We start from the raw sequence: 22,423 nt of genomic DNA, 5'->3' as shown, positions 1-22,423 counted from the left end.
CGGTTCCGCCCCAATGCCTGTCGAAACGCCATTGAATCCGCCGAAGCGATCGTTTTCGCTGTCGATCGGCCAGATGACGTTCGGCAGCTTCATTCTGGTGCTGGCGGTGATCATCGTCACCTCGACCGCCAGCGTGATCGCGATCCGGCATATCGACGCCACCTTCGCCGAACTCCAGCGGCTGCAAAGCGTCGGCGATCTCGCGGAAGATATCGACCGCCGCATGAACGATTTGCGGCTCGCCGCGCGTGACTTCGTCACCGATCCCGGCGCCGGCATCCAGTTCAAGCAGGTGGGTGAAGCCGCCTCGACCCTGAGCGACATCCTCAAGAAGACCCGTATCGATCTTGCCCCCGAGCAGCAGGATATGATCGACGGCGTCTCCGAGCGGCTTGCGACCTACCGTAGCGGGCTGGAGCGGATCTCGACCCTGATCGATCGGCGTGCGCAGTTGCTCGCCGGGCTGCCGCCGCTGCGCGACCAGTTCGATGCGGCTGTCTCCGAAAGCGGGGATCGCGATCTCGCTGCCCGCCTGTCGGAGGCGCAGAGCCGGATCGCGCTCGGGCTGCTTGGACGCAACCCGTCCGCTGCCGAACAGGCCGCGCACGGCATGCGGACGATGGAGATCGCAGATAGCCGGTTGAAGTTGGCCGTGAACAATTACGCCGATGCCCTCGTCGCGGTCGCCGTCCGCGAACGGCAGATCGCCGATATCGATCGCGAGGTGCTGGGAACCGAGGGCCGATTGATCGGCCGCGTCACCGAATTGCTCCGTGACGTCAGCGACCGCCGCGGCCATGTGCTGTCGCGCGACTTCGCCCGGACGCTCGCCGAGGCGCGCTGGCAGAGCATCGTGCTCGGCAGCATGGGTGTATTGATCGGCATCCTCGCCGCCGGTTTCGTGGTGCGTCGGACGGTGCGTCCGCTGGCCCAGATCGCGCGGTCGATCCGGGCACTCGCCGCCGGTGAGAAAAGGACCTCGATCCCGTCGGCCGATCTCGACAACGAGATTGGCGACATTGCGCGCGCCGCAGAGGTATTCCGCCGCGCGCTGGAGGAGGCCGATATGGCGCGCGAGGCGGCGGTGCGCGCGCTCACCGAGCAGCGGCTGGCCGAAGAGAGCTACCGAAAACTGTTCGAGGGTTCGGTCGACGGCATCTACGTGACGACGCCGTCCGGCGATCTCCTCAACGCCAATCCGGCGCTGGCGCGGATGATGGGCTATGACAGCCCGCAGCACCTGATCGACAGCATCAACGACATCGCCCACACCATCTACGTCGATCCCGAGGCACGCGAGGAGTACCAGCGGCTGATGCATCGCGACGGCATGGTGCGCGAGTTCGAGTATCAGGTGCGCCAGCGCAGCGGCAACATCCTTTGGCTTTCCGACAGCGCGACCGGTGTACGGGACGAGCAGGGCAGAATCGTCCGCTACGAGGGCACGCTGCGCGACATCACCGACCAGAAGCGAGCGGAAGACGCCATCGCCGAAGGCCGCCGCCTGCTCCAGCAGGTCATCGACACCGTGCCCGCCGTCATCAACGTCAAGGACCGCGACCTCCGTTACGTGCTGATGAACCGCTACATGGCCGGCATTTTCGGCATCGAGCCCGGCGACGCACTCGGCCGCACCACCGCCGACCTGATGTCGCGCTATGGCGCGGCCAAGACCGACGAGCACGACAAGCGCGTGATCAAATCCCGCAAAGGCCTCGGCTTCTACGAGGAGGAATACCAGGACGCTTCCGGCAACATGCGGCAATGGCTGGTCAACAAGCTGCCGCTGCTCGACGCTGAAGGCGAGATCGAGCGGATCGTGACGGTGGCGCTCGATATCGGTGAACGCAAGCGCGGCGAGCAGGAGATGCGGAAGGCCAAGGACTCCGCTGAGACGGCGCTGCGCAATCTGCGCGAGACGCAGGCTTCGCTGATCGAGGCGGAGAAGCTTGCGGCCCTCGGCCGCCTGGTCGCCGGCGTCGCGCACGAGGTCAACAATCCCGTCGGCATCAGCCTCACGGTGGCCTCTGCGCTGGAACGCAAGACGGCGATGTTCACCGCCGCGGTCGAGCGCGGCGAGCTGCGCCGCTCCACGCTCAACGACTACCTCAACACCAGCCGCGACGCGTCCTCGCAGCTCGTCTCCAATCTCAACCGCGCAGCCGAGCTGATCCAGTCGTTCAAGCAGGTCGCGGCCGACCGCAACTATTCGGACCAGCGCAGCTTCGACCTCGCTGATCTCACTGAGCAGGTGGTGATGAGCCTGCGTCCGGGCCTGCGCAAGCAGAACCTGACGCTCAACGTCGAGTGCCAGCCCAACCTGACCATGAACAGCTATCCCGGCCCGTACGGGCAAGTGCTGACCAATCTGTTCCTGAATTCGGTGGCGCACGCCTTCCCGGACGGACGTCCGGGGATCATCGACATCCAGGTGCGCGAGTCCGGCAAAGACAATGTCGAGATCATCGTCGCCGACAATGGTTGCGGCATGAGCCTGGACGTGCGCCGCCGGGCCTTCGACCCGTTTTTCACGACACGGCGCGACCAGGGCGGCACAGGTCTCGGGCTGCACATCGTCTACAGCATCGTCACCAACCGGCTCGGCGGGCGGCTCGACCTCGATTCAGAGCCGGGCGGTGGCACGCGGATCCAGATTATCCTGCCGCGCACCGCGCCGCTGGAGCAGGCCGCCGAATAACGCTGTGCCTAGTCGGCCTCTGCGAGCTTGTGCAGGGTGGCGCCGAAAATCAGGCTGGCCTTGCCGACCAGCGCGGTGCCCGTCATCTCCGCGCGGTTCTCGGTGTAGGTCCCGCTGACACCGATGCCGACCGGGGCAGGGCCGCCGAACAGCGGATTGTCATCGCCCCGCGGCGAGGTGTGCCGTTGCACCAGCACCTCGCCCTTGAAGGTGTGGTCGTCCTTCACCACGTAGCTGCCGGTGTAATAGAGGTAGGCATCGCCGCCAAGGATCTTGCCGTCGCGAAAAAGAATCACGCCGCTGCCCTTGCCGACGCGACCATCGAGCAGGCTCACGTGAATCGAATAGAGGCCGTTCTTCATAACGTCCCGTCGACCGGCCGCCATCGCCCAATGGCGTAGCCAGCGAAGCTTTTATGCCAAAGCGCAACCCCTCGCGCAACGCGGCAGTTTTGCCGGCGGTGGTGTTCCGTGCCGGCACGCGAGCCGTAATTGTCCCAGCTTGTGTGTGACGCGGTTATGACAGTCTCATCATGCAGCGAGGCCAGCCGTTGCGAATCAGAGTTGGCCCGCGAAATGCATAACCATTGTTGCACTGGCCGCGGGGTGCTGGAGCAAGACCAACGTGAGCAACTGGATCGATTCCGGCGGCGATGAGCCGCGTCTGTACAGTGCGCGTCCCACGAATTGTGAAACACAGCGACGGCAGGTTAACCGTCCGACACGGTGGCGAAGCGCGGCAAGTCTTGCTTGCGCGCTTGCGCTGATCGCGCTCGGTGCCTCCGGGCATGCACGTGACCGCGGCCAGTTCGTCAACACCAGCGCCGAGATGAAGGCCTGGTTCGACGGCTTGCGCAGCGGCAAGGGGCCGTGCTGCTCCGATGCCGACGGTTCGGCGATCTCGGACTCCGATTGGGAGAGCAAGGACGGGCACTATCGCGTCCGCATCCCACGCCTCGGCTACGTCATCGAGGGCAAGGAACAGGAGCTCGTTTGGGTCGACGTGCCCGAGGAGGCCGTGATCTCGGAGCCCAACCGGGTCGGACGCACCATGGTGTGGCCGATCTACGGCTACATGGGTGTCACGATCCGCTGCTTTATGCCCGGTAGCATGACTTAGCCGGGCAAGAGCTCGTCCGGCTTCTCGTCGATGTTAGATGCGGCGCCGCATCAGGTGTACTTTTTGTCGCGCTCGAGCAGCTCGATGGAGATGCCTTCGGGGCCGCGGATGAAGCAGATGCGGACGCCAGGCCGGATCGTGGTCGGCTCGCGCGTGAACGTCACGCCCTTGGCCTTGATCTCGGCGGCGACGGCGTCGATGTCTCTCACCGTGAGTCCGAAATGGTCGAGGCCCTGATGCGGGTGCGGGGGCGGCGGGCTGACGGCGTTGTCGCCCTCCAGCGGCGCGATGAAGATCCTTGCGTCGCCCAGGTTCACGTCGATCCGTCCCGGCGCGCGCACGATTTCGCCACCGAGGATGTCGCGCAGCCAGGTCGCGGTCGTTTCCGGATCGGGGCTGCGCAGATGGATGTGATCCCAGGTAACGACGACTGGCATTTCAATTCCTCCGATGGGGTCTTCGCGATGTTGCAGCGCATGTTAGCGATCCCGACCGACGATCGCCACCGTGGCTCCTATCCGAGATTCGCGGCGTTGCGGGAACCTTAGTTCGTCTCACGGATTGAGGAAGGGGCGAGTGACACTCCATGAACGCAGGGTTTGGCCGGAACGGATTGGGAAGCTTCGCTGGGAATGGCGAGGACCCGCCGCGGTCCGCGTCTGCCACAAGGATCTGGCTCAAGCGAGGCTTGCTGTGGCTGCTGGCTGCGCTTGTGGTTGGCGGTGCCGTCTGGCTACTGATGCCGGCCTCCGAAGGCAATGTCGCGCAAACCGAACCTACGAAATTGGCGCTGGCAAGCATCGCTCCCGCTCCCCCGACAACCGCCTCAGATACCTCTGCTGCGGAGGCAGCCGGGCTCGACCGGCTTAAGATCTCGTCGCAGACTTGGCGGCGCGGCGGACTCGGCTCGAAGGCGCTTGTGACCTTCACCGTGCGAAATGACAATGAGTATGCCGTAAAGGATGTCGAGGTCGTCTGCGCTTTCACTCGGCGCGACGGCAGCCATCTGACCGACCGCAGCCGCGTGCTGGCCGACATTGTCGGCATGAAAAGCCGCAAGACCTTTGCGCGGGTTCCTGTCGGCTTCGTCAATGTCAACGCAGATCAGGCGAAATGCTCGCTGGTGACAGCGCGGCGTGCGTAAAGGGCTGCGCATTCCGCTAGCGGAAAAGTTACCATCACTGCCCTGGTCAAAAAAACTTGGCGTGGCCATTTGAACCAATGGGCAGGGCGTAGGAACCAATCAAAAGATCGCCTGTTAAGGCGAGGAGCCCACGCGGGGATGCGGGGGGCGGAGCGCGGCCAATGCCCATCTTTCGGTATTTCATGTTCGTCGGTGGAGCGCTGCTTGCACTGTTGTTCGCGGCTGATTTCGTTTGGCCGACGTCGCCGGTTGCGCAGGTCGTTGCGGGTGCAAGCTACGATCAGCCGCTGATCCGGATTCGGTCCGATCGTCATCTGCCCGAACGTGTCGTGCTCGACACCAGCCAGCCGACCATTGCCGCGCCGGTGACGAAGACGGCTGCCGTTGCGGCGCCTCAGCCGCCCGCGCAGGCGGACATATTGGCTGACATGTCGGCGAAGGCGCGGGTGCGCGAGACCTTCGCCCAGTTCACGCCGAAGGGCGACACCAAGGTTCGGGTCGCAGTTCAGCCCAAGCGGAAGGTGGCCCGGGCACATCCGGCGCCACAGCGCGGCCAGCCGATGATGCTGGTGGCACAGCAGCCGCATTTCGGTCTTTTCAACACGACCTGGTAACAGCGCGCCTCTGCCCCGCCTAGATAAAGGCGGGGAGGGCTTTTTATTGTCCGATCTCTCTGCTAATTCGAACCAATCCGAACGTCGCAGGTCAGCTGGCCTACAAGCCTATGTCCGCGGCGCTTCGGTTTGCGGCCCAATACCCGGGGTCATCGGGGCGCTCGTAGCTCAGCTGGATAGAGCATCGGATTTCGATTCCGAGGGTCGGAGGTTCGAATCCTTCCGAGCGCGCCATTTGTCCAGTGTACCGAACAAAGCAGCGAACTTTGCGGATGCCGGTCGAGACTGAACAGACGCAGCGAGCATAGTTTAGATTGGCCGCCACCCGCCTGCGATGCGGCGGATGACATCGGAATCAGCCGTTTGCCATCAACCGCTTCATCCGATTAACCTATAGGTTGTAGCGTCTGCACGTGAGTTGCCGTACGGCACTTGAATGGTAACAATCCGGCAGCAGGTGCAACGTCTTAGCTTTGGCCGCCGGGGATCGTTCGAATCGTGGACAGCACAGAAGCCACCGCACTTGACCTCGGCTTGCGCGGCGCAGTTGCGGGCCTGTTCCTGATGGCAATGGTTGTCATTTTGGTGCGTGCTCGCCCGCTGGATACGATCAAATGGCTCGGCACTGCCATGGCCGCCTCGGGCGCGGTCTACGCAATTGTGACAGCGCCATTCGTGCCGAAGGCAACGGTCTGGTGGATCATGCCGGTCCTGGGCGCTAATCCGGTACTTGTATGGCTATGGGCGCGTGCAAGTTTCGACGACGATTTCGCGGTTCGGCGCTGGCATGGCGTCCTGTGGCTGGCCGTCGTGAGTATCTGGTTCTCGGTGATCTACACATGGACGACATGGCCGATGTTCGCCAAGGCGGGCGTTCAATCGATGTCGATCCTGGCGATTATCCTGTCACTCTCGGCGGCTGTGCAGACGGTCAGGACATGGAAGACCGACCTCGTCGCCGGCCGGCGCCGGCTGCGGCTTGCGGTCCTGATTCTGTCGCTGCTCATTGTGGTCTTGCTGTCCGTCCCGGAACTGACGTCGATCTCGGCCAAGAGCTTCGGCATGTCCGGCAGCTTGGCCACCGCCGCCGGCCTGCTGGCTATCGCGGCGCTGGCCGGATGGGGCCTGTTCCATCCGCCGCCGGCTATTCCGGCTGTGGTCGCGATGGCAGCGGCGACTGCGTCCGAAAATGCGGATCGCGCGGCTCCGATCAAAGCGGCCGATGGCGGTCGCGATGCCACAGCGTCGCTGCTGTTGCGTCGGCTCGACAATTTGATGACGGTCGAACGGGTCTATCGGCAGGAAGGTCTCACCATTGGCGGGCTCGCGGCCAAGCTCGACTTGCCGGAATACCGGCTCCGCCAAGCCATCAACGAGGGCCTCGGCTATCGCAACTTCAATGCCTTTCTCAATCGTTATCGCCTCGATGAGGCTAAGGCGGCGTTGTCCGACCCCGGTCAACGGGATGTCGCGGTGCTGACGATCGCCATGGACGCCGGCTTCCAGTCGATCGGGCCATTCAATCGTGCCTTCAAGGCCGAAACCGGCCTGACGCCGACCGAATTCCGTCGCGACGCGCTCGCCAGGTCGGCAGCGATTGCATTGAAAAACGACGAAAATCTCAGAATCGGCCAATCCGGCTAAGAATCGGCTAGCCGAATTCTGCATCGGGCGAGAACGAATCTGCCGCGCCCCGTAGGTTTCCTTCTTGAAGGGATGGCGGCGCCGAGCAGTCAAACGCGTGCGCACGGAAGAGAACCACGTAGTGGTTGCGCCAGCCAATGGCGCTCGTCAGGGATGTCCCGTATAATATCGACCATACTGCTGGGGAGCTTGCAGTCAGATGGATGACAGGACGCGATCGTTACGTTCACTCGTCATCGAACGGTCCCCACCGGCCGGACCTTCGTCACGGCGGCAAAAAAGATGGCTGCTGCCAGCCGTTGGGATACTGGCCTCCCTGCTTGTTCTGGGAAGCGGCGCGGCGTTTTGGCTCGGCGGTTCGTTACCGTCCGCGCAGGCGCCGGCTGCCGAGGCCCCATCCACCCAGGTCGCCGAACAGGAGCGTCCAGCCCAACCGGCCGCGCCCAGTGCGAGCGGTCTGATTGCGTCCGGCTACGTGGTGGCGCGCCGCAAGGCCACGGTCGCGGCCGAGGTCACAGGCAAGGTCACCGAACTTCTGGTCGACGAGGGTATGGTGGTGGAAGCAGGTCAGGTTCTCGCCAGGCTCGACGACGTCCTGGCGGACAAAGACTACGCGTTGGCGCAGGCGCGCGCCGAAGCTTCCGATGCGGCCGTGGCCGCGATTGCCGCCGATATGGCCGACGCCGAGCGAATCCTCAATCGAACCCAGACGCTGTCGGGGAAGAATTATGCCACAGAGGCCGATCTGACGAAATCGCAGGCGAGAGTCGGCGTGCTGCGTGCCCAGCTCCGCCAGGCGGAGGCTCAACTGGCGGCGGCTAGACTTGAGGCCCAGCGCTACGGCGAGGTGCTCGGCAAGCACAGGATCCGCGCCCCGTTCACCGGCATCGTGGTCGAGCGCAGCGCGCAACCCGGCGAGATGATCTCGCCGCTGTCGGCCGGCGGCGGCTTCACCCGTACCGGCATCTGCACCATCGTCGACATGGACTCGATCGAGATCGAGGTTGACGTCAACGAAGCCTCGATCGGCCGCCTGCATGCCGGCACCCGCGTCGAAGCCGTGCTCGATGCCTATCCGGACTGGCGCATCCCGGGCGCTGTCATCGCCATCGTGCCAACCGCCAATCGCGAGAAGGCGACCGTCAAGGTCCGTGTCGGTATGGATGTGAAGGACACGCGCATTCTGCCTGACATGGCGATCAAAGTGACCTTCCTGGAAGACGTCGCGCCTTCGGCGGCACGATCCGACTCCTCCTCACCCAGCGAGAGCAATACCCATGTCATCGCCAAATAGCCCGATGGTTAGCATCGTCGATCTGTGTAAGCGGTTCACCAAGGGAAAGGAGACGATCACCATCTTCGATGGTCTCAACCTTGCTATTCCACGCGGGGATTTCGTCGCCGTGATGGGACCGTCGGGGTCCGGCAAGACCACCCTGCTCAATCTGCTCGGTGGCATCGACCGGTCCGATACCGGCGGGATCGAGGTTGCCGGTGAACGCCTTGACCGCCTGTCCGAGAGTGAACTTTCGCGCTGGCGGGCATCTCATATCGGCTTCATCTTCCAGTTCTACAATTTGATGCCGATGCTGACCGCGGCGCAGAATGTCGAGTTGCCACTGCTGCTGACGCGACTCGGCCGCAAGGAACGGCGCCAACGGGTCGAGATCGCGCTCGGCGTGGTCGGACTCGCCGATCGGGTCAAGCACTATCCCAAGGAAATGTCGGGCGGGCAGCAGCAGCGCGTCGCCATCGCGCGCGCCATCGTCTCCGATCCGGCGTTGCTGTTGTGCGATGAGCCGACGGGAGATCTCGATCGCGCTACCGCCGACGAGATCCTGTCGATCCTGCAAGTGCTCAACCGCGATCTCGGCAAGACCATCGTGATGGTGACCCACGATCCGGCGGCGGCGCAATACGCCAAGCGATCGTTGCATCTCGACAAGGGTCACTTCATCGAGAAGGAGCTCGCGGCGTGAATGAGCTGGTCCTAATCCGCAAGAATCTGTTCCGCCGGAAATTGCGGGCAATCCTGATGATGGTCTCGATCCTGATCGCGTTTGCGATCTTCGGCGTGCTGGCGAGCTTCGAACGCGCCTTCAACGCCGGCCAGGACCGGGCCACGCCCGACCGCCTGGTGGTCACCAACAAAATCAGCTTCACCCAGCCGCTGCCGATTTCCTATTTCAATCGGGTCGCCGCCATCGACGGCGTCGCCCAGATCTCCCACTTCAGCTGGTTCGGGGGCTACTATCAGGAACCGAGGAACTTTATCGTCGCCTTTGCGGTGGATCCAGAGAACTGGATGAAGCTTCGCGACAGCGACTTCGTGTTTTCACCGGAGGCACGCGCGGCCTTTATCCGCGAGCGCACCGGCGTTCTGGTTGGGGCGCGCATGATGGAGAAATGGGGCTGGAAGGTCGGTGATCATATTCCGATCTCGAGCAACATCTGGTCCCAGAAGAACCGCTCGCACGCCTGGGACTTCATCATTGTCGGCAGCTTCACCGCCCGCATCCCGCAGGCCGACACCAACGTCATGCTGATGGGCTACGATTATTTCAACGAGACGCGCTCGTTCGGCAAGGACCTGATCAGCTGGCTGTCGCTGCGCACTACCTCTGTGGCCGCGAACGAGCGCGTGACCAACGCCATCGACGGGATGTTTGCCAATTCTCCCTACGAGACGACGACCGACAGCGAGAAGGCCTTCAACAAGGCGTTCGCCGCTCAGTTGGGCAACATCGCTCTGATCGTCGAACTGGTGGTCGGGGCGGCCTTCGTGACGATCCTGATGATCGTCGGCAACACTATGGTGATGACGGTGCGCGAGCGCACGCGCGAGATCGGCGTGCTGAAGACGCTGGGCTTTCCCGATGGCCGCATCCTGCGCATGGTGCTCGGCGAGTCGATCCTGCTGGCGCTGCTCGGTGGCCTGCCCGGCCTCGGCGTCGCGCTTCTTCTGATCACGAGAGTGCGGGACAGCCTGATGAGCTTCGTCCCGACGCTGTCGCTATACCCCGACATCGCGGCGGTGGCGGTCGGACTGATGGTCGTGTTCGGCATCATCACCGGCCTGGTGCCGGCGCTCAACGCGATGCGCCTCAATATCGTCACCGCGCTAGGCCGGAGCTGACCCGATGCACTCAATTCTCCTGCAGATGCTGGCGGTCACCACCATTAACCTCAAGAGCCTGTCGCAGCGCCTGTGGCTGTCGTTGGCGACGGTCATCGCGGTCGGCCTCGTCGTCACGGTGTTGCTGGCATTCCTCGCCATGGCCAATGGATTCCAGCGCACCATCGCGGACTCCGGCGCGGAGGATATCGCTGTTGTGTTGCGCAGCGGCTCGCTGTCGGAAATCAACAGCGTGGTCCTGCGCGACCAGGTTCGGCTGATCGAGGATGGTCCGGGGATCGCCAAGGGCGCGGACGGCAAACCGCAAATCTCGGGCGAACTCTACCTGACAGTTGATGGGATCAAGCGCAGCACCCGGACCAAGGCGAGCCTGCCGCTGCGCGGCCTCGGCCCCCAGGGCCCCGCGCTACGCCGCGGCATCGTCCTCACGGCCGGCCGCCCCTTCAATCCGGGCAGCAACGAGATCATCGTCGGCAGGGCGCTGGGCAAGGAATTCGATGGCTTCGATCTCGGTCAAACGGTCACGTTCAACAACAACCGGTTCACAGTGGTCGGCATCTTCGCCGCCGACGGCAGCGTGTTTGAGTCGGAGATCTGGGCCGATCTTCCGGTGGTGCAGAGCCTGTTCAAGCGCACCGGCGCCGTCCAGACCGTACGCGCGCGACTGACCAGCCCGGCGGCGATCGAGGCGCTGCGCGCGTACAGCGACAACGATCCACGCCTCAAGCTCGACGTGATGTCGGAGGCCGCCTATTTCGCTCAGCAGGCGTCGAATACGTCGGACCTAATCCAGAAGCTCGGCTGGCCCCTGGCGATCGCGATGGCGTTCGGCTCGTTGGCAGGTGCGCTCAACACCATGTACTCCTCGGTCGCGGCGCGGGCGACCGAGATCGCGACCCTGCGCGCGATCGGGTTCGGCGGTTTTTCGACCTTCGTCGGTACGCTGGTCGAGTCGCTGATCCTAGCTGCGGTCGGCGGCGTGATCGGGGTCGCAGCCACCTATCTGGTCTTTGACGGCTTCACCGCCTCGACCATGGGCGCAAGTTTTAGCCAGGTGGTGTTCAACTTCCAGCTCAGTCCACGCCTGATTGGCCAGGGCCTGTTGCTCGCGCTCGTCGTCGGCTTGTTTGGCGGATTGTTTCCCGCGCTCCGCGCCGCCCGCATGCCGATTGTCGCCGGACTCTACGGCTGATCGCTCTCACGACTTGACCCAGCGCGAGGAACTCTCAATAGCCAAGCGCTCTCTTTTTGGCCTCGTAGATTGTAGCCAAGCACGCCTGCCGTAACGACCAAAGCGCCGATAATCAGAAACGATGCATTGCGGCTGATGGACATTCTTTTCCCTGAATCACTTGGGCAGGCACTGCGCAGTGTAGTTGTGATCAGTTGTCCGGGAGACCGGTTTGCCGGGCCCGCGCCAGCGTGTCCGAGGGTGCTTCGTGGAAGGTCGCGCGGTACGCTGAGGCAAACTCGCCGAGGTGATGAAAGCCCTGGGCGCGCGCGCACGAGGCGACCGACGCGCCACCGCTCCTGAGGAGCTGCGTGCGGGTGGCCCACAGCCGCTTCAGGCGGATGTATTGATGCAGGCTCATGCCGCGCACCTTGGCCACCGCGCCGCCGAGGGTCCGGATCGAGACGCCAAACTCACCAGCGAGATCCGCCGTATAGATCGGGGCGGTCGGATAGGCTGCGACGTAATCGTCGATCTGCTGTACGAGCCTGACGGATCGCGCCCCTGCATTCGGCGCGCTACGCTCCGACAACGGGTCCGTTCGAAACAGGTCGTCGAAAGCGAGCAACAGTCCTTCCTGGAGATGGTTGGCGGCTTCCGTGGTCTCGAACATGTGCGGCGCGACCGATGCGGTCCTGAGGATGTCGAGCACAAGCTGCCGTGCGTAGAGATGGGCGGCGGGGTTCGCGATGCGAACCCGCAATGCGTCGGCCCGATCGAACCAGCCGCGATCCCTGAGCGCGGGCGAGAACATGATCAGCGCATGATGATTGATCTGCGGCTCGACGAAATGGCAATCATGGTTGCCGCGCAAGCCTATGAAGAAGCGCGAGTCAAGATCCACTCCGCTCGAACTGGCGCGCAGATCATCGCTCATCGGCAGGATCACCATGCCGCCCGGCGCGCGATAGGTGGTCTCCAGGATGCGCGCAAACGACCTCGCCACGATGATGCGGCACGCCGGCAGGTTCACGACCGCTCGCGCCGCGGCGAAATTGGCGACGTCGAGCGGAATACTCCGGGCGTCCTCCAGCGATTCCGCCGGTCGAAACGCGTCGACATCGGTAAACCGGGTCAACTGGAGCGCGGAGGAAGGGGCGAGAGCGTCGAAGAACATGCGTCTGGCCGGATGTTGCAATGTGATAATAAAATGAACGTCGGTACATCGCCATCAATGGCGAAACACGACGATTCAGTAAACAGGATTCCGTGCCGTAATATTGCGGACCTCATCCCACGAGGGGCGATCAGATCGATGTCCCCGTCAACGGTCCCGGCTCATCGGCTGACCGGTGGTGAGGTCAATGAAATGGAGCGTCGTGCAGGCAGGGCAGCTGAAGGATTCGAAGCTTCGCCCCTCGTGTCCCTGCCGCTTCTCGAGATGGGTTTGTACATTCATGCCCGTCTGCGGGCACCGGAAAACAATCAAATCGGCCATCTGCACAGAATGACGGCACGACGAATTTCATCTTTGATCTAGATCAGTTTTGGAATCGCTTCAGTGTAGCCGCGAGCGTGCATCGACAATCCATGACCTCGCAGAAGCGAAAGGGCCCTCAAAGGGCCCTTTCAAATCACCAGCGGCGATAGCGTGGCCCGTAGTAGCGGGGGCCATAATAGCGCGGCCCATACCCATAATATCGGGGGCCGTAATACGGTGCTGGTGCACCGTAGTATCCATAATAGTTCGGACGCCAGAAACAGCGCCCCCAGGCGTCGCAGACCATACGGACCTGCTCGACGTCCGAGACCTGCGGGGTCGCAGGTGCAGGCGCAATGGGCATGGCTGACGCCGCCGGCGATGCCGCGAGGGCACCGAACAGGGACGCGGCGACGAGGCCAATCTTTGGATTCATGAGTCTTTCTCCGCTTACGCAATACAGGATATCGAAGTTGTTCTGATCAAATTGTGGCAGAACCGAAATGTAATGCTGATGAACAAATCTTCAGATCGCCCGCCGCACGCCTGACCTCACTTTGCCGGACTAGCTCAGCTTCGAGCCCGTGGCCAATGCCGCGCTTGCGCGGGCTGCTGCGCCGATCATCGCCACCATCCTTGATCTTGCGCAAGTCGTCCGTGCGGCTTCGTCCCTAGTCTCTCGTCGTGGCCAGTCCTTCGCCGAATTCGAAGAGCAGGCTCACAAATTGTTTGGAGCGGTGCGATGAACAAGATGAGGATCGACAAGGGCGACTGGCTCGTCGTGTGCGACGGACGCAAGGCGCTCATCCTAGAAAATCTCGGCGATGAGATGTTTCCGAACCTTCACACCAGGGAGGTTCGCGAGCAGGCCAATCCGTCCACGGCCGCGCAAGGGACCGATGCGCCCGGCCGGCTGCATGCGGCGGTCGGGGGCGCTCGCAGCTCGGCCGAGCAGACCGATTGGCACGATGAGGCCGAACGCACCTTCCTGCGCAGCCTCGCCGAACGGCTCGACGCCGCGCTCGGTGCCGGTGAGACCTCGGGCCTGACCATAGTGGCCTCACCGCGCGCGCTGGGCATGATCCGTACCGATTATTCGGATGCGGTGCGCAGGGCGCTCCGCGGCGAAGTCGGCAAGGACCTCGTCAAGCTGCCGGTCCATGAGATCGAGAAGCAGGTGCTGCTGTCGGGGGCCGTCGGTTAGGCCGCCCGCCGCAGGAGGACGCCGCGGCGCCCCTCAGTAGCAGGGGTGCCGCCGGCCGTCCTGGCCGACATAAGCGGCCGCGCTCTGGTAGCAGTGATTGGTCGACGGACCGTCATAGAAGGCGAAGGTGCCGGGGGTGATACCCGGGCCGTAATTGTGCAGATAGCTGATCGGGTAGGGCAGCGGGTTGGCGTAGTAGCGATGGTACCGGTGATGACCCCGTGCCTCCGCAAGGCCAGGGGCTAGGATTACGGCCGACAGGGCAGCAACCGCGGCTATAAGCTTCAACTTGCTCATCTCGATTCTCCGGAACCCGCGCGAATAAGTCTGCCATCTATAGCCATTTCGGGCCGCCAAGGCACCCGTCAGGGGCCCGGAAATCCGGGCTGGTCCCGCAGATTCCCGGCTGGGTGTGACAGAATTGCCGGAACTGGGGTTGAAGTCTGCCCATTTTTGGCCTTTTCGGGATGCTTAACGAATTCCCCACACAAGTGTGGCCAAAGAGAATTCGGTTTAAGATTCCTCCCGCTGGCCGCCTGGGGTTTTCCTTGGGGTGCTCTTCGAGGCCGGTTCCTTCCTGCAGGGACTTCGTCGTCACAACTGCCATGCGCATCACGCTTCTCAGCCTGCTGTTGCTCCTCGTCGCCGCTGCCATGCCGGCGCGCGCCGAACTGCACATCACCCGTGACCATGGCGGCTACGTCGAGGAGTACAAGGTCAAGTACAAGCGCGTCCGCGACAAGGGCGAGCGCGTCATCATCGACGGCATCTGCAACTCGGCCTGCACGCTGGTGCTCGGCATCGTGCCGATGAACAAGATCTGCGTGACGCCGCGCGCGAGCCTCGGCTTCCACCAGGCCTATTACGACAAGGCCTTCACTTTCGGCATCAAGGTCACGAGTTCGGAGGGGACGTCCGACCTGATGTCCTACTACCCTGACACGGTGAAGGACTGGATCCGCCGCAATGGCGGGCTTACCACCGACATGAAGAAGATCAAGAACGGGGTCGATCTCTGGAAGATCATCGATCCCTGTCCGGAAGAATGGTGATCGGCTGATCTGAGCCGCCGCCTCCCTCGCAGCGCAGCATCCGAAATTCGCATTGCCGCACCGCCCCCGCTCGGGCAATGAGGACGGCAATGAATCATAATCAAGATCATTTGGCGGCGCGGGCCGCGCCGGTGCTGTTCGTGCTGCTCTGGAGCACCGGCTTCATCGGCACCAAATTCGTCATCAACAACGCCGACCCTTTGAGCTATCTCGCCATCCGAATGGCGGTGGTGGTCGGCTTGATGACGATCATCGCGGCGATTGCCCGTCCGAAATGGCCTGACCGCATCGGCATCACGCACAGCGCGGTCGCCGGCATTCTCGTCCACGGCTTCTATCTCGGCGGCACCGCGATCGCGATCGCGCATTCGATTCCGGCGGGACTCTCTGCGCTCATTCCGGGCTTGCAGCCGATCCTGACCTCGACCATCGCCAACCGCTGGCTCGGCGAGAAGGTGACACCGGTGCAATGGGCCGGGCTGTTGCTCGGGCTCGGCGGCGTGGCGCTGATCCTGCACAACCGCCCCATGACCGGCGAGGCCGGGCTCGGCTGGCTCGCCTCGGTGGTCTCGCTGATCAGCATCACGCTCGGCACGCTCTATCAGCGCCGTTACTGCAATCACATCGACTGGCGCGCCGGCAATCTCGTGCAGTATATGGCCGTCACGATCTTCTTCACGGTCGGTGCCTTCCTGTTCGAAGACCGTGTCGTGCACTGGACGCGGGAGTTCGTGCTTGCGCTCGCCTGGCTCGCGGTTGCGCTCTCGATCGGGTCGATCGGGCTGTTGTACTGGCTGATCCGCCATGCCGCGGCGACGTCGGTCGCGAGCCTGTTCTATCTTGTGCCTGCGGTGACGGCGCTGATGGCCTATCTCCTGTTCGGCGAGAAGCTCGATGCGCTGGCGATCGCCGGCATGGCGATGTGCGCGGCCGCCGTGTTCGTGGTCAACCGGCGCTTCGGCTCGTAGACCCTGTCGACCGGAATGCATCCCTGACGTGTGGGCCGCGTTCGTGCTAGGCTGACCGTATTTCAGCAGCACTTTCACACGGTGATTTCCATGAAGAAGGCGAAGCGCGCACTGCTCGGCAGGTCCCCGAAGCCGGTTCGGATTGCCTGCATCAACTACGCCAGGGAGGCGATTAACGACCGCGAGATGAGCCAGCTCACCGCGGCACTCCAGAAGTGTTACGACAAGCATTTCCTGCCGGTGTGGGGCTATCCGGTCGACCTCTATGTCACGCGCAAGCCGAAGGCCACCGACTGGCAACTGGTCTATTTCGACGATGCCTTGCACAAGAACATGCTCGGGCGCCACGAGCTGACCCATCGCGGCCAGCCGATCTCGAAGATCTTCGTCAAGGCACTGGGCGAGGAGCCGATCAGTGTGGCGGCCTCGCACGAGCTGTTTGAAATGGTGCTCGACCCCATGGCCAATCTCTGGGCCGACAAGAATCAGAACACTCAATATGCCTATGAGGTCTGCGACGCCGTGGAGGAAGACTCCTTCGACGTCGACGGCTTGCCGATGTCGAACTTCGTCTATCCGTCCTGGTTCGAGCCGTTCAAGCATCCCCGCGGCACCAAGTTCGATCACAAGGGAACGCTGAAGACGCCGTTCTCGATGACCGAGGGTGGCTACGTCATCAAAAAGGTCAACGGGAGGAGGGTGATCAAGGCGTTCGGCTCACCTGCGAAGCGACGGCGCTTCAACGCCGAAGACCGGCGCGGCCATCGCAGCGAGTTTCGCGATCCGAAGGGAAAGCACCACCCGGGCCGGCGCGCGTCGAAGCGAGGAGGGTAAGACCTGTAGAGGCGAAGTCTCCGGGCGCGCCCGCACCCGGAGACTTGCGCTCGAGCTGCGATCAGCGCTTGGCCTTCTTTTTCCTCTTGGCGGTCTTCTTCGCCGTTTTCTTAGCGGTTTTCTTAGCAGTTTTCTTGGCACCCTTTTTCACGGACTTCTTGGCTGCCTTCTTCGACGACTTCTTGGCGGCCTTTTTGGCCTTCTTCTTGGAAGCCTTCTTTGCCTTCTTCGGCGCGACTTTCTTCGCAACCTTCTTGGCGGCCTTCTTCACCTTCTTCACGGCGGTGACTGCGGCATCCTTGGTCGCTTCCACGGCGCTGGTGATCGTCTCCATCGCCTGCTCGGTGATCGGCTTATCGTCGTCCATATCGTGTCCCCCACGGTTTGCATGGAGCGATGACGATAGCGGGTTTCATAATTGTGTCAAAGCGGTGCTCAACCTTTGCGCGGGCATCGGCGACGTCGTCAAGCTGATCATCTCGATTGCCGAGCAGACCAATCTGCTGGCGCTGAACGCGACCATCGAGGCCGCGCGCGCAGGTGATGCGGGGCGTGGCTTCGCAGTGGTGGCCCAGGAGGTCAAGACGCTCGCCGGCCAGACCGCCAAGGCGACCAACGAGATCTCGACCCAGATCGCGAGCATGCAGCTTGCGACCGAGGAGTCAGTGGCTGCCATCAAGGCGATCACCGAGACCATCGAGCGCATCAGCGGCATCGCGGGCTCGATCTCGGCTGCGGTCGAGCAGCAGCGCAGCGCCACCCACAACATCGCGGCCAGCGTTCGCGCCGCGGCCGCGGGCACCGCCGATGTTGCGGTCAATGTCCGTCATGCGGCCGAGGGCGCCAGCGAGACCGGCGAGACCTCGAGCCGGATGTTTGCCTCCGCCCAGGCGCTGTCAGGCGAGAGCCTGCATCTCAAGGCCGAGGTCGACAGCTTCCTCGATCGCGTGCAAGCGGCTTGATCTCCCGTTGGCGGGCTAAAACGATCGGCCCGCCGTGAGGTAACGGACGGCAAGATCTAACTGCCCGCGAAACTCGCGGGCAGGGAGGCCGTTCGGCGCGTGACCGGATAACGGCCCTTTATTTGGGCTGCGGCACGATCCGGATGTAGGGCTTCGGTTCCTTCCAGCCCTGCGGGTAGATCGTCTTGGCCTCGTCATTGGAGACCGAGCCCGCGATGATCACGTCGTCGCCCTGCGACCAGTCGGCCGGCGTGGCGACGCGATGCTTGGCGGTGAGCTGGAGCGAGTCGATCACGCGCAGGATCTCCTGGAAGTTCCGGCCCGTGGTCATCGGATAGACCAGCACCAGCTTGATCTTCTTGTCCGGCCCGATGATGAAGACGTTGCGGACGGTCTGGTTGTCGGCCGGGGTGCGGGTAAGGGGATCGCCCGAGGTCGAGGCCGGCAGCATGCCGTAGAGTTTTGAGACGTTGAAATCGGTGTCGCCGATCATCGGATAATTGGGAGCGGCACCCTGGGTCTCCTTGATGTCCTCCGACCACTTCGAATGGCGGTCGACCGGATCGACCGAGAGGCCCATCAGCTTGACGCTGCGCTTGTCGAATTCCGGCTTCAACTTCGCGAGTGCGCCGAGCTCGGTCGTGCAAACCGGCGTGAAGTCCTTCGGGTGCGAGAACAGCAGGGCCCAGCTGTTGCCGATCCAGTCGTGGAACTTGATCTTCCCTTCGGTGGTCTCGGCTTCGAAGTCGGGGGCGGTGGTGCCGATCGGAAGTGTCATGGTTCTACCTCATCGCATTGAATTTGCTTGGGAATTACTGTTTGGCCGTCAGCATCAGTATAGGGGATCGTCGAGCCCAAGTGAACGTCAACTGAACCGCTTCAAGTAAAAATGTGAATTCCTCCTCTGAAGGGCTGATTTCTCAGCACATTTTTGTTACGGGGGCGCCTGCGGCGAAACAGCTTCACGGTCTCGATTGCCCCGATAAAGCCTTTTATGACCCGCATCACGCTCGCCCGACGCTCTCCGGAACCGAAACGGTCCTCGTAGCGACTAATCGGCAACCATTGAGAAAAGTCGCGATCCCCATATCGAATCATTAACCACCCCTTTACGCCAGCATGGAAATGCTGGTCGATCAGAAGAAATCTGGAAGTGAACTATGTCCGCCGCAGCGCCGAAGTCCGTTGAGTTGCCGTCCCTCGAACCGTCCTGCCGCGATACCGCGGCCCATGCCCTCTCCATCGTGCGCGACGGCGTGATCACGGGCGAAGGCCCGACCACCAAGGGCCGGGTGCACTTTTCCCGCTCCATCGATGCCGACGACGCCGCCTGGTGCGCCCGCATCCTGACGGCCACGGCCGTGAACGACCAGCCGGTCAGCCGCGCCGAAGCCGAAGTCCTGTTCGAGATCAATGAAGCTGCGACCGAGCGCACCGATGGCGGCCGGTTCGATGACCTCCTGGCCAAGGCCGTCGCCCATTACGCCGCGAGCGCCTCGGGCCTGAAGGTGCCGTCGCGCAGCGTCGCGCTGGCGCAGGATACCGACATCGAGAGCTGGGCGCCGTCCTATGCCTCGAAGGTGAACAGCGAGATGCTGGAGTGGATCGCCGGCCAGATGCGCGGCAAGCGCCAGAACAACCGTCGCCTGATGGCGATGGTGGCGACCTTCCTGGGCGCCACCGCGCTGCCTCTGGCGGGCCAATTGCCGAACGTGTTCGACATCGGCATGTAAGAATTAATGGGCATGTAAGAATTAGAAGAGATTGTCGCGCCCCTTGCGGGGCGCGACAGAAGCGGCGGGGTTATTGCCCCGCCGTTTTTTGTTTGCCGGCCTCCGGCTCCAGGCCCAGCGTGCGGCCCGGGAATCCAGCGGCGTCGAAATAGCGCTGGCTGCCGACGCGCTGGACGTTGAGTACGGTCTCGAGACCGTTCTCGGACTTCTTCTTCGATTTCTCCACGGCCTTGTACGCCTTCGGCACGATGCCGTTGGGCAGCGCCTCCGACATCACGCGGCCGACGAGGCCGCCGTTCTCCGAGCCGCGCAGACCAAGGAGTTGGGCGGCGGTCATGCCGACGTCGGCATTGCTGACCGGCAGCTCGTCGACGAAGCCGGCTTTGAAGTCCGGACCGATCGCAGCCATGAAGTTGTAGGTGTCGCCGCGGCTGAAGCTGCCGTGCATGCCCTGGCCCTGGCGCAGCACCGTGTCGGCCACCTGCACCGAGCAATTGGTCGGCGCCTCGCCGCACTCGCTGGCATAGGAGCGGAAATTGACGACGATCGCCGGCGTCGGTGTCGCCGCCTTGCCGCGCAGATTGATGCTCGACAGCGGCAGCGTGCCGGGGAAGCGGCCGAGGGAATCGTCGACGAACAGGCCGGAGATATAGTCCTGCTCGAGCAAGGCCTTGACCGTTTGGGCCGCCAGCTTCTTGTCCTTGTTCGGCAGATAGATCAGGTCCGAGCCACCGTTGGTGGCGACGACCAGATCGGGCTTGGTTGGATCCTTGCCGAGCACGCCGTTGCCGGCCTTCGGGTGCTTGTTGCCGTCAATCTGCGCGTTCTTGTCGTTGGGGTCGAATAGCGGCAGGTCGAGCGCTTTCGCCAGGTCGAGTGCGACAAAGCCCATCGGCAAGAAGTCCTTCGGCGTGTCGTCATAGCTGAGTTTGGCCGAGGGGCTGGTTTTGCTCTCCTTGGAGATGGTCGAGAAGCCGTGGTCAGCCTGAATCATGATGTTGGTGTTGGCGGCAAGCCCGAGCTCGTCCAGCGCCTTGCGAATTTGCGCGAGATTGTTGTCCGCGTTCTTGATGCTCGCCATCGAGCTCGGGCCGTTGATGCCCGGCATGATCTGGTTGAGACTGTCGCCCTGGTTATGCTGGGTGCCGTCAGGATCGCGCGACCAGAACACGAGCACGAAAGGCTTGTTGCGCGCCTTGAACATCGGCAGCACCACCTTGGTGGCGACGTCGGCGAAATAGGCCTGCTGCACGATATTGGCCGTGGTGGTGCCGGGCGTCTTGGCGTCGCCCGCCTTGCCGTTGTCGCCGCGGCCGGGGGCGGTGAGGGCGAGACCGGCCTTGGTCAGCGCATCCTTCATCTCGTCCGACAGCGCCACGCCAGCCTTGCTGCCGGTGGCATCGTCGATGACGATCGAGTGCTTGCCCGGCTTCTCCGGATGATCGGTGTGATCCCACTGATAGGTCGGGCCGACCTTGCCGATCGCGGCCGTGCTCAGACCCTTGTCGCGGGCCATCTTCAAGACGGTCTCTTCGTTGAGATAGTCGCCCTTGAAATGCTCGTCGATGTCGCCGAGCACGGCGTCGTTCTCGATGAAGGGGACCACGGTGTCGCCGGCGGGGACCGAGGTGTAGTTGGTCCAGATCGTGTTGGAGAACACGCCGGTGTCGCCGAGATAATGGCCCGTCGACATCGCCGAGCCATTGGCCATGGTGAAGGTCGGGAACAGCGAATGCGAGTTCTTGAAATTGACGCCCTTGTCGCGGACCTCGGCCATGGCCGGGGCGGTTTCGGGGGTGATCTTCAGCGCGCGCAGCCCGTCGGGAATGAACAGGATCAGGTTGCGGGGCGTGTTATTCTCAGCGGAGGCAAATCCGGTGGACAGTACTGTCAGCCCGGCTGACAGCAACACCAGTGAACGGCGCATAAAAATCTCCTAGCGATGAGGCGGCTTGGCCGCCGAACCGCGGCCCCCGGGGTATCGTTTAGTTTTGCTGCATGACAGTTTTGTTACAAGAGCGAATGGGCCTCCAGAAGTGACGGGAAGGTGGCCAGGCATCCACGGATTCGTCATTGCGGGGTCGAGGACAAGGGGGGACGCTCTCGTGTCCCGGACGCGCTGCAACGCGCCCCGGCGACGCGAAGCATCGTCCGGTGCGTCGCTGCGCAGAGCCGGGACCCAGAAAGCCACACGGTATGCTGACGCATGGGCCCCGGCTCTGCAGCGCACCGCTGAAGGAGCGCTGCGCTGCGTCCGGGGCACGAGAGCGTTGTTGAATGGCTGACATGAGTTCGCATCCTCGCGGCGCATTTTCGCCCGAGCTTTGCTTCGTCGCCTCACCCTCCATTGAAAGAGGGCGCAGGGAAGGCCGGGAGCCGGCTTGCTCCCATCGACCGCTATGCCATGAGTAGATTGCGCTACACTGCACAGCGGGTAACAGGGCAGCCGGAGGCATCCCGGCCTTCCCTGCGCAGTGGTTGGAACGGCTTATGTCGTGCTCTTGTGTCCGGAAAATCTGCCAGAATGTGCGAACGGGCGGTTCTGACCAACCGCCCGTCGCTGGATCTGAGCCCGTTCGTGCTCGAAGGCCTTGAGCCTGTCGGGGAGCGAGGGACAGATCCGGTGTCTTCCTCAACCCGAACAGTTGCATGGGCTTTGAGCCC

At 63.0% G+C, this 22,423-nt stretch carries 24 protein-coding genes and 1 tRNA gene; 16 read left to right on the top strand and 9 right to left on the bottom strand.

Annotation, left to right across the window (positions count from 1 at the left end):
- The first annotated feature begins 13 nt into the window (after positions 1-13).
- Entirely contained in the window at positions 14-2,698 is a 2,685-nt protein-coding gene (locus tag YUA_RS0138990) for a PAS domain S-box protein (protein WP_027535492.1), read from the top strand.
- Positions 2,699-2,706: 8 nt separating this feature from the next.
- On the opposite strand, the gene YUA_RS0138985 is transcribed toward YUA_RS0138990, so the two are convergent.
- Positions 2,707-3,060, bottom strand: a complete 354-nt coding sequence (locus YUA_RS0138985) for a GrlR family regulatory protein (protein ID WP_027535491.1) — start codon at positions 3,058-3,060, stop codon at positions 2,707-2,709.
- 262 nt (positions 3,061-3,322) lie between these two features.
- Between YUA_RS0138985 and YUA_RS0138980 the strand changes: the two genes are divergently transcribed.
- Positions 3,323-3,817: a hypothetical protein gene (locus tag YUA_RS0138980; RefSeq protein ID WP_027535490.1), complete on the top strand. Its 495-nt coding sequence runs from the start codon at positions 3,323-3,325 to the stop codon at positions 3,815-3,817.
- Positions 3,818-3,867: 50 nt separating this feature from the next.
- Here the strand turns inward: YUA_RS0138980 and YUA_RS0138975 are convergent, their stop codons facing one another.
- Positions 3,868-4,254: a VOC family protein gene (locus YUA_RS0138975; protein WP_027535489.1), complete on the bottom strand. Its 387-nt coding sequence runs from the start codon at positions 4,252-4,254 to the stop codon at positions 3,868-3,870.
- A 149-nt stretch (positions 4,255-4,403) separates the two neighbouring features.
- Between YUA_RS0138975 and YUA_RS0138970 the strand changes: the two genes are divergently transcribed.
- The 8 genes from YUA_RS0138970 (at position 4,404) to YUA_RS0138935 (ending at position 11,547) form a co-directional block, all read left to right on the top strand.
- Complete coding sequence (locus YUA_RS0138970) at positions 4,404-4,961, top strand: hypothetical protein (RefSeq protein ID WP_027535488.1); 558 nt, start codon at positions 4,404-4,406, stop codon at positions 4,959-4,961.
- Between the two features lie 161 nt (positions 4,962-5,122).
- Complete coding sequence (locus YUA_RS0138965) at positions 5,123-5,575, top strand: hypothetical protein (RefSeq protein ID WP_027535487.1); 453 nt, start codon at positions 5,123-5,125, stop codon at positions 5,573-5,575.
- Positions 5,576-5,732: 157 nt separating this feature from the next.
- A tRNA-Arg gene (locus YUA_RS0138960) sits at positions 5,733-5,809 on the top strand.
- Between the two features lie 264 nt (positions 5,810-6,073).
- Positions 6,074-7,219, top strand: coding sequence for a helix-turn-helix domain-containing protein (locus tag YUA_RS0138955; protein WP_027535486.1), 1,146 nt, complete (start codon positions 6,074-6,076; stop codon positions 7,217-7,219).
- Positions 7,220-7,418: 199 nt separating this feature from the next.
- A complete protein-coding gene (locus YUA_RS0138950; RefSeq protein ID WP_027535485.1) occupies positions 7,419-8,513 on the top strand; it encodes an efflux RND transporter periplasmic adaptor subunit in 1,095 nt (364 codons plus the stop codon).
- Positions 8,497-9,198 (top strand): ABC transporter ATP-binding protein, encoded by a 702-nt coding sequence (locus YUA_RS0138945; RefSeq protein ID WP_035972898.1) that lies wholly within the window; start codon positions 8,497-8,499, stop codon positions 9,196-9,198. The genes YUA_RS0138950 and YUA_RS0138945 overlap by 17 nt, the downstream gene beginning before the upstream one ends.
- Complete coding sequence (locus YUA_RS0138940) at positions 9,195-10,355, top strand: ABC transporter permease (RefSeq protein ID WP_027535483.1); 1,161 nt, start codon at positions 9,195-9,197, stop codon at positions 10,353-10,355. Before YUA_RS0138945 ends, YUA_RS0138940 begins: the two co-directional genes overlap by 4 nt.
- A gap of 4 nt (positions 10,356-10,359) precedes the next feature.
- A complete protein-coding gene (locus YUA_RS0138935) occupies positions 10,360-11,547 on the top strand; it encodes an ABC transporter permease (protein ID WP_035972896.1) in 1,188 nt (395 codons plus the stop codon).
- A gap of 190 nt (positions 11,548-11,737) precedes the next feature.
- Here YUA_RS0138935 and YUA_RS0138930 read toward each other — a convergent pair whose 3' ends face one another.
- From YUA_RS0138930 to YUA_RS50695, 3 genes are all read right to left on the bottom strand, one after another.
- Entirely contained in the window at positions 11,738-12,703 is a 966-nt protein-coding gene (locus YUA_RS0138930) for an AraC family transcriptional regulator (RefSeq protein WP_027535481.1), read from the bottom strand.
- Between the two features lie 457 nt (positions 12,704-13,160).
- Entirely contained in the window at positions 13,161-13,442 is a 282-nt protein-coding gene (locus YUA_RS49405) for a hypothetical protein (protein ID WP_084293156.1), read from the bottom strand.
- 46 nt (positions 13,443-13,488) lie between these two features.
- The gene (locus tag YUA_RS50695) at positions 13,489-13,656 is read right to left on the bottom strand and encodes a hypothetical protein (RefSeq protein ID WP_156947590.1); all 168 of its coding nucleotides are present in this window, start codon (positions 13,654-13,656) and stop codon (positions 13,489-13,491) included.
- Between the two features lie 92 nt (positions 13,657-13,748).
- Here YUA_RS50695 and YUA_RS0138920 point away from each other — a divergent pair, with 92 nt between their 5' ends.
- Positions 13,749-14,210 (top strand): host attachment protein, encoded by a 462-nt coding sequence (locus YUA_RS0138920; RefSeq protein WP_027535480.1) that lies wholly within the window; start codon positions 13,749-13,751, stop codon positions 14,208-14,210.
- 33 nt (positions 14,211-14,243) lie between these two features.
- On the opposite strand, the gene YUA_RS0138915 is transcribed toward YUA_RS0138920, so the two are convergent.
- Positions 14,244-14,507: a hypothetical protein gene (locus YUA_RS0138915; protein ID WP_027535479.1), complete on the bottom strand. Its 264-nt coding sequence runs from the start codon at positions 14,505-14,507 to the stop codon at positions 14,244-14,246.
- Positions 14,508-14,815: 308 nt separating this feature from the next.
- Here YUA_RS0138915 and YUA_RS0138910 point away from each other — a divergent pair, with 308 nt between their 5' ends.
- From YUA_RS0138910 to YUA_RS0138900, 3 genes are all read left to right on the top strand, one after another.
- Positions 14,816-15,262, top strand: coding sequence for a hypothetical protein (locus YUA_RS0138910; RefSeq protein ID WP_027535478.1), 447 nt, complete (start codon positions 14,816-14,818; stop codon positions 15,260-15,262).
- Positions 15,263-15,351: 89 nt separating this feature from the next.
- Positions 15,352-16,230, top strand: coding sequence for a DMT family transporter (locus tag YUA_RS0138905; protein ID WP_027535477.1), 879 nt, complete (start codon positions 15,352-15,354; stop codon positions 16,228-16,230).
- A gap of 90 nt (positions 16,231-16,320) precedes the next feature.
- Positions 16,321-17,064, top strand: coding sequence for a hypothetical protein (locus tag YUA_RS0138900; RefSeq protein ID WP_027535476.1), 744 nt, complete (start codon positions 16,321-16,323; stop codon positions 17,062-17,064).
- A 61-nt stretch (positions 17,065-17,125) separates the two neighbouring features.
- Here YUA_RS0138900 and YUA_RS46455 read toward each other — a convergent pair whose 3' ends face one another.
- Positions 17,126-17,431 carry a hypothetical protein gene (locus tag YUA_RS46455; RefSeq protein ID WP_035972894.1) on the bottom strand — a complete coding sequence of 102 codons (306 nt, stop codon included), beginning with the start codon at positions 17,429-17,431 and terminating at the stop codon, positions 17,126-17,128.
- On the opposite strand from YUA_RS46455, the gene YUA_RS46450 reads away from it, so the two are divergent.
- Positions 17,349-18,026 (top strand): methyl-accepting chemotaxis protein, encoded by a 678-nt coding sequence (locus YUA_RS46450; protein ID WP_371259943.1) that lies wholly within the window; start codon positions 17,349-17,351, stop codon positions 18,024-18,026. The genes YUA_RS46455 and YUA_RS46450 overlap by 83 nt on opposite strands.
- Before the next feature lie 118 nt (positions 18,027-18,144).
- Here YUA_RS46450 and YUA_RS0138890 read toward each other — a convergent pair whose 3' ends face one another.
- On the bottom strand, positions 18,145-18,804 hold the full coding sequence (locus YUA_RS0138890; protein WP_027535475.1) for a peroxiredoxin: 660 nt from the start codon (positions 18,802-18,804) through the stop codon (positions 18,145-18,147).
- A gap of 382 nt (positions 18,805-19,186) precedes the next feature.
- Here YUA_RS0138890 and YUA_RS0138885 point away from each other — a divergent pair, with 382 nt between their 5' ends.
- A complete protein-coding gene (locus YUA_RS0138885; RefSeq protein WP_027535474.1) occupies positions 19,187-19,759 on the top strand; it encodes a hypothetical protein in 573 nt (190 codons plus the stop codon).
- A 70-nt stretch (positions 19,760-19,829) separates the two neighbouring features.
- Here the strand turns inward: YUA_RS0138885 and YUA_RS0138880 are convergent, their stop codons facing one another.
- Positions 19,830-21,686 carry an alkaline phosphatase family protein gene (locus tag YUA_RS0138880; protein WP_027535473.1) on the bottom strand — a complete coding sequence of 619 codons (1,857 nt, stop codon included), beginning with the start codon at positions 21,684-21,686 and terminating at the stop codon, positions 19,830-19,832.
- Between the last annotated feature and the right edge of the window lie 737 nt (positions 21,687-22,423).

Source organism: Bradyrhizobium sp. WSM3983 (assembly GCF_000473045.1).
Taxonomy (GTDB): Bacteria; Pseudomonadota; Alphaproteobacteria; order Rhizobiales; family Xanthobacteraceae; genus Bradyrhizobium.
The sequence above is the reverse complement of the archived record's forward strand: the minus strand, read 5'-3'. Positions and strand labels throughout refer to the sequence as shown.

Bases quoted from the DNA above. Each gene is read 5' to 3' on its own strand.
- YUA_RS0138970 (WP_027535488.1), top strand. From the start codon at position 4,404: ATGAACGCAGGGTTTGGCCGGAACGGATTGGGAAGCTTCGCTGGGAAT.
- YUA_RS49405 (WP_084293156.1), bottom strand. From the start codon at position 13,442: ATGAATCCAAAGATTGGCCTCGTCGCCGCGTCCCTGTTCGGTGCCCTC.
- YUA_RS0138910 (WP_027535478.1), top strand. From the start codon at position 14,816: ATGCGCATCACGCTTCTCAGCCTGCTGTTGCTCCTCGTCGCCGCTGCC.
- YUA_RS0138920 (WP_027535480.1), top strand. From the start codon at position 13,749: ATGAACAAGATGAGGATCGACAAGGGCGACTGGCTCGTCGTGTGCGAC.
- YUA_RS0138950 (WP_027535485.1), top strand. From the start codon at position 7,419: ATGGATGACAGGACGCGATCGTTACGTTCACTCGTCATCGAACGGTCC.
- YUA_RS0138985 (WP_027535491.1), bottom strand. From the start codon at position 3,060: ATGAAGAACGGCCTCTATTCGATTCACGTGAGCCTGCTCGATGGTCGC.
- YUA_RS0138945 (WP_035972898.1), top strand. From the start codon at position 8,497: ATGTCATCGCCAAATAGCCCGATGGTTAGCATCGTCGATCTGTGTAAG.
- YUA_RS0138880 (WP_027535473.1), bottom strand. From the start codon at position 21,686: ATGCGCCGTTCACTGGTGTTGCTGTCAGCCGGGCTGACAGTACTGTCC.
- YUA_RS0138915 (WP_027535479.1), bottom strand. From the start codon at position 14,507: ATGAGCAAGTTGAAGCTTATAGCCGCGGTTGCTGCCCTGTCGGCCGTA.
- YUA_RS0138975 (WP_027535489.1), bottom strand. From the start codon at position 4,254: ATGCCAGTCGTCGTTACCTGGGATCACATCCATCTGCGCAGCCCCGAT.
- YUA_RS0138905 (WP_027535477.1), top strand. From the start codon at position 15,352: ATGAATCATAATCAAGATCATTTGGCGGCGCGGGCCGCGCCGGTGCTG.
- YUA_RS0138935 (WP_035972896.1), top strand. From the start codon at position 10,360: ATGCACTCAATTCTCCTGCAGATGCTGGCGGTCACCACCATTAACCTC.
- YUA_RS0138890 (WP_027535475.1), bottom strand. From the start codon at position 18,804: ATGACACTTCCGATCGGCACCACCGCCCCCGACTTCGAAGCCGAGACC.
- YUA_RS0138885 (WP_027535474.1), top strand. From the start codon at position 19,187: ATGTCCGCCGCAGCGCCGAAGTCCGTTGAGTTGCCGTCCCTCGAACCG.
- YUA_RS46455 (WP_035972894.1), bottom strand. From the start codon at position 17,431: ATGGACGACGATAAGCCGATCACCGAGCAGGCGATGGAGACGATCACC.
- YUA_RS0138990 (WP_027535492.1), top strand. From the start codon at position 14: ATGCCTGTCGAAACGCCATTGAATCCGCCGAAGCGATCGTTTTCGCTG.
- YUA_RS0138930 (WP_027535481.1), bottom strand. From the start codon at position 12,703: ATGTTCTTCGACGCTCTCGCCCCTTCCTCCGCGCTCCAGTTGACCCGG.
- YUA_RS0138965 (WP_027535487.1), top strand. From the start codon at position 5,123: ATGCCCATCTTTCGGTATTTCATGTTCGTCGGTGGAGCGCTGCTTGCA.
- YUA_RS0138900 (WP_027535476.1), top strand. From the start codon at position 16,321: ATGAAGAAGGCGAAGCGCGCACTGCTCGGCAGGTCCCCGAAGCCGGTT.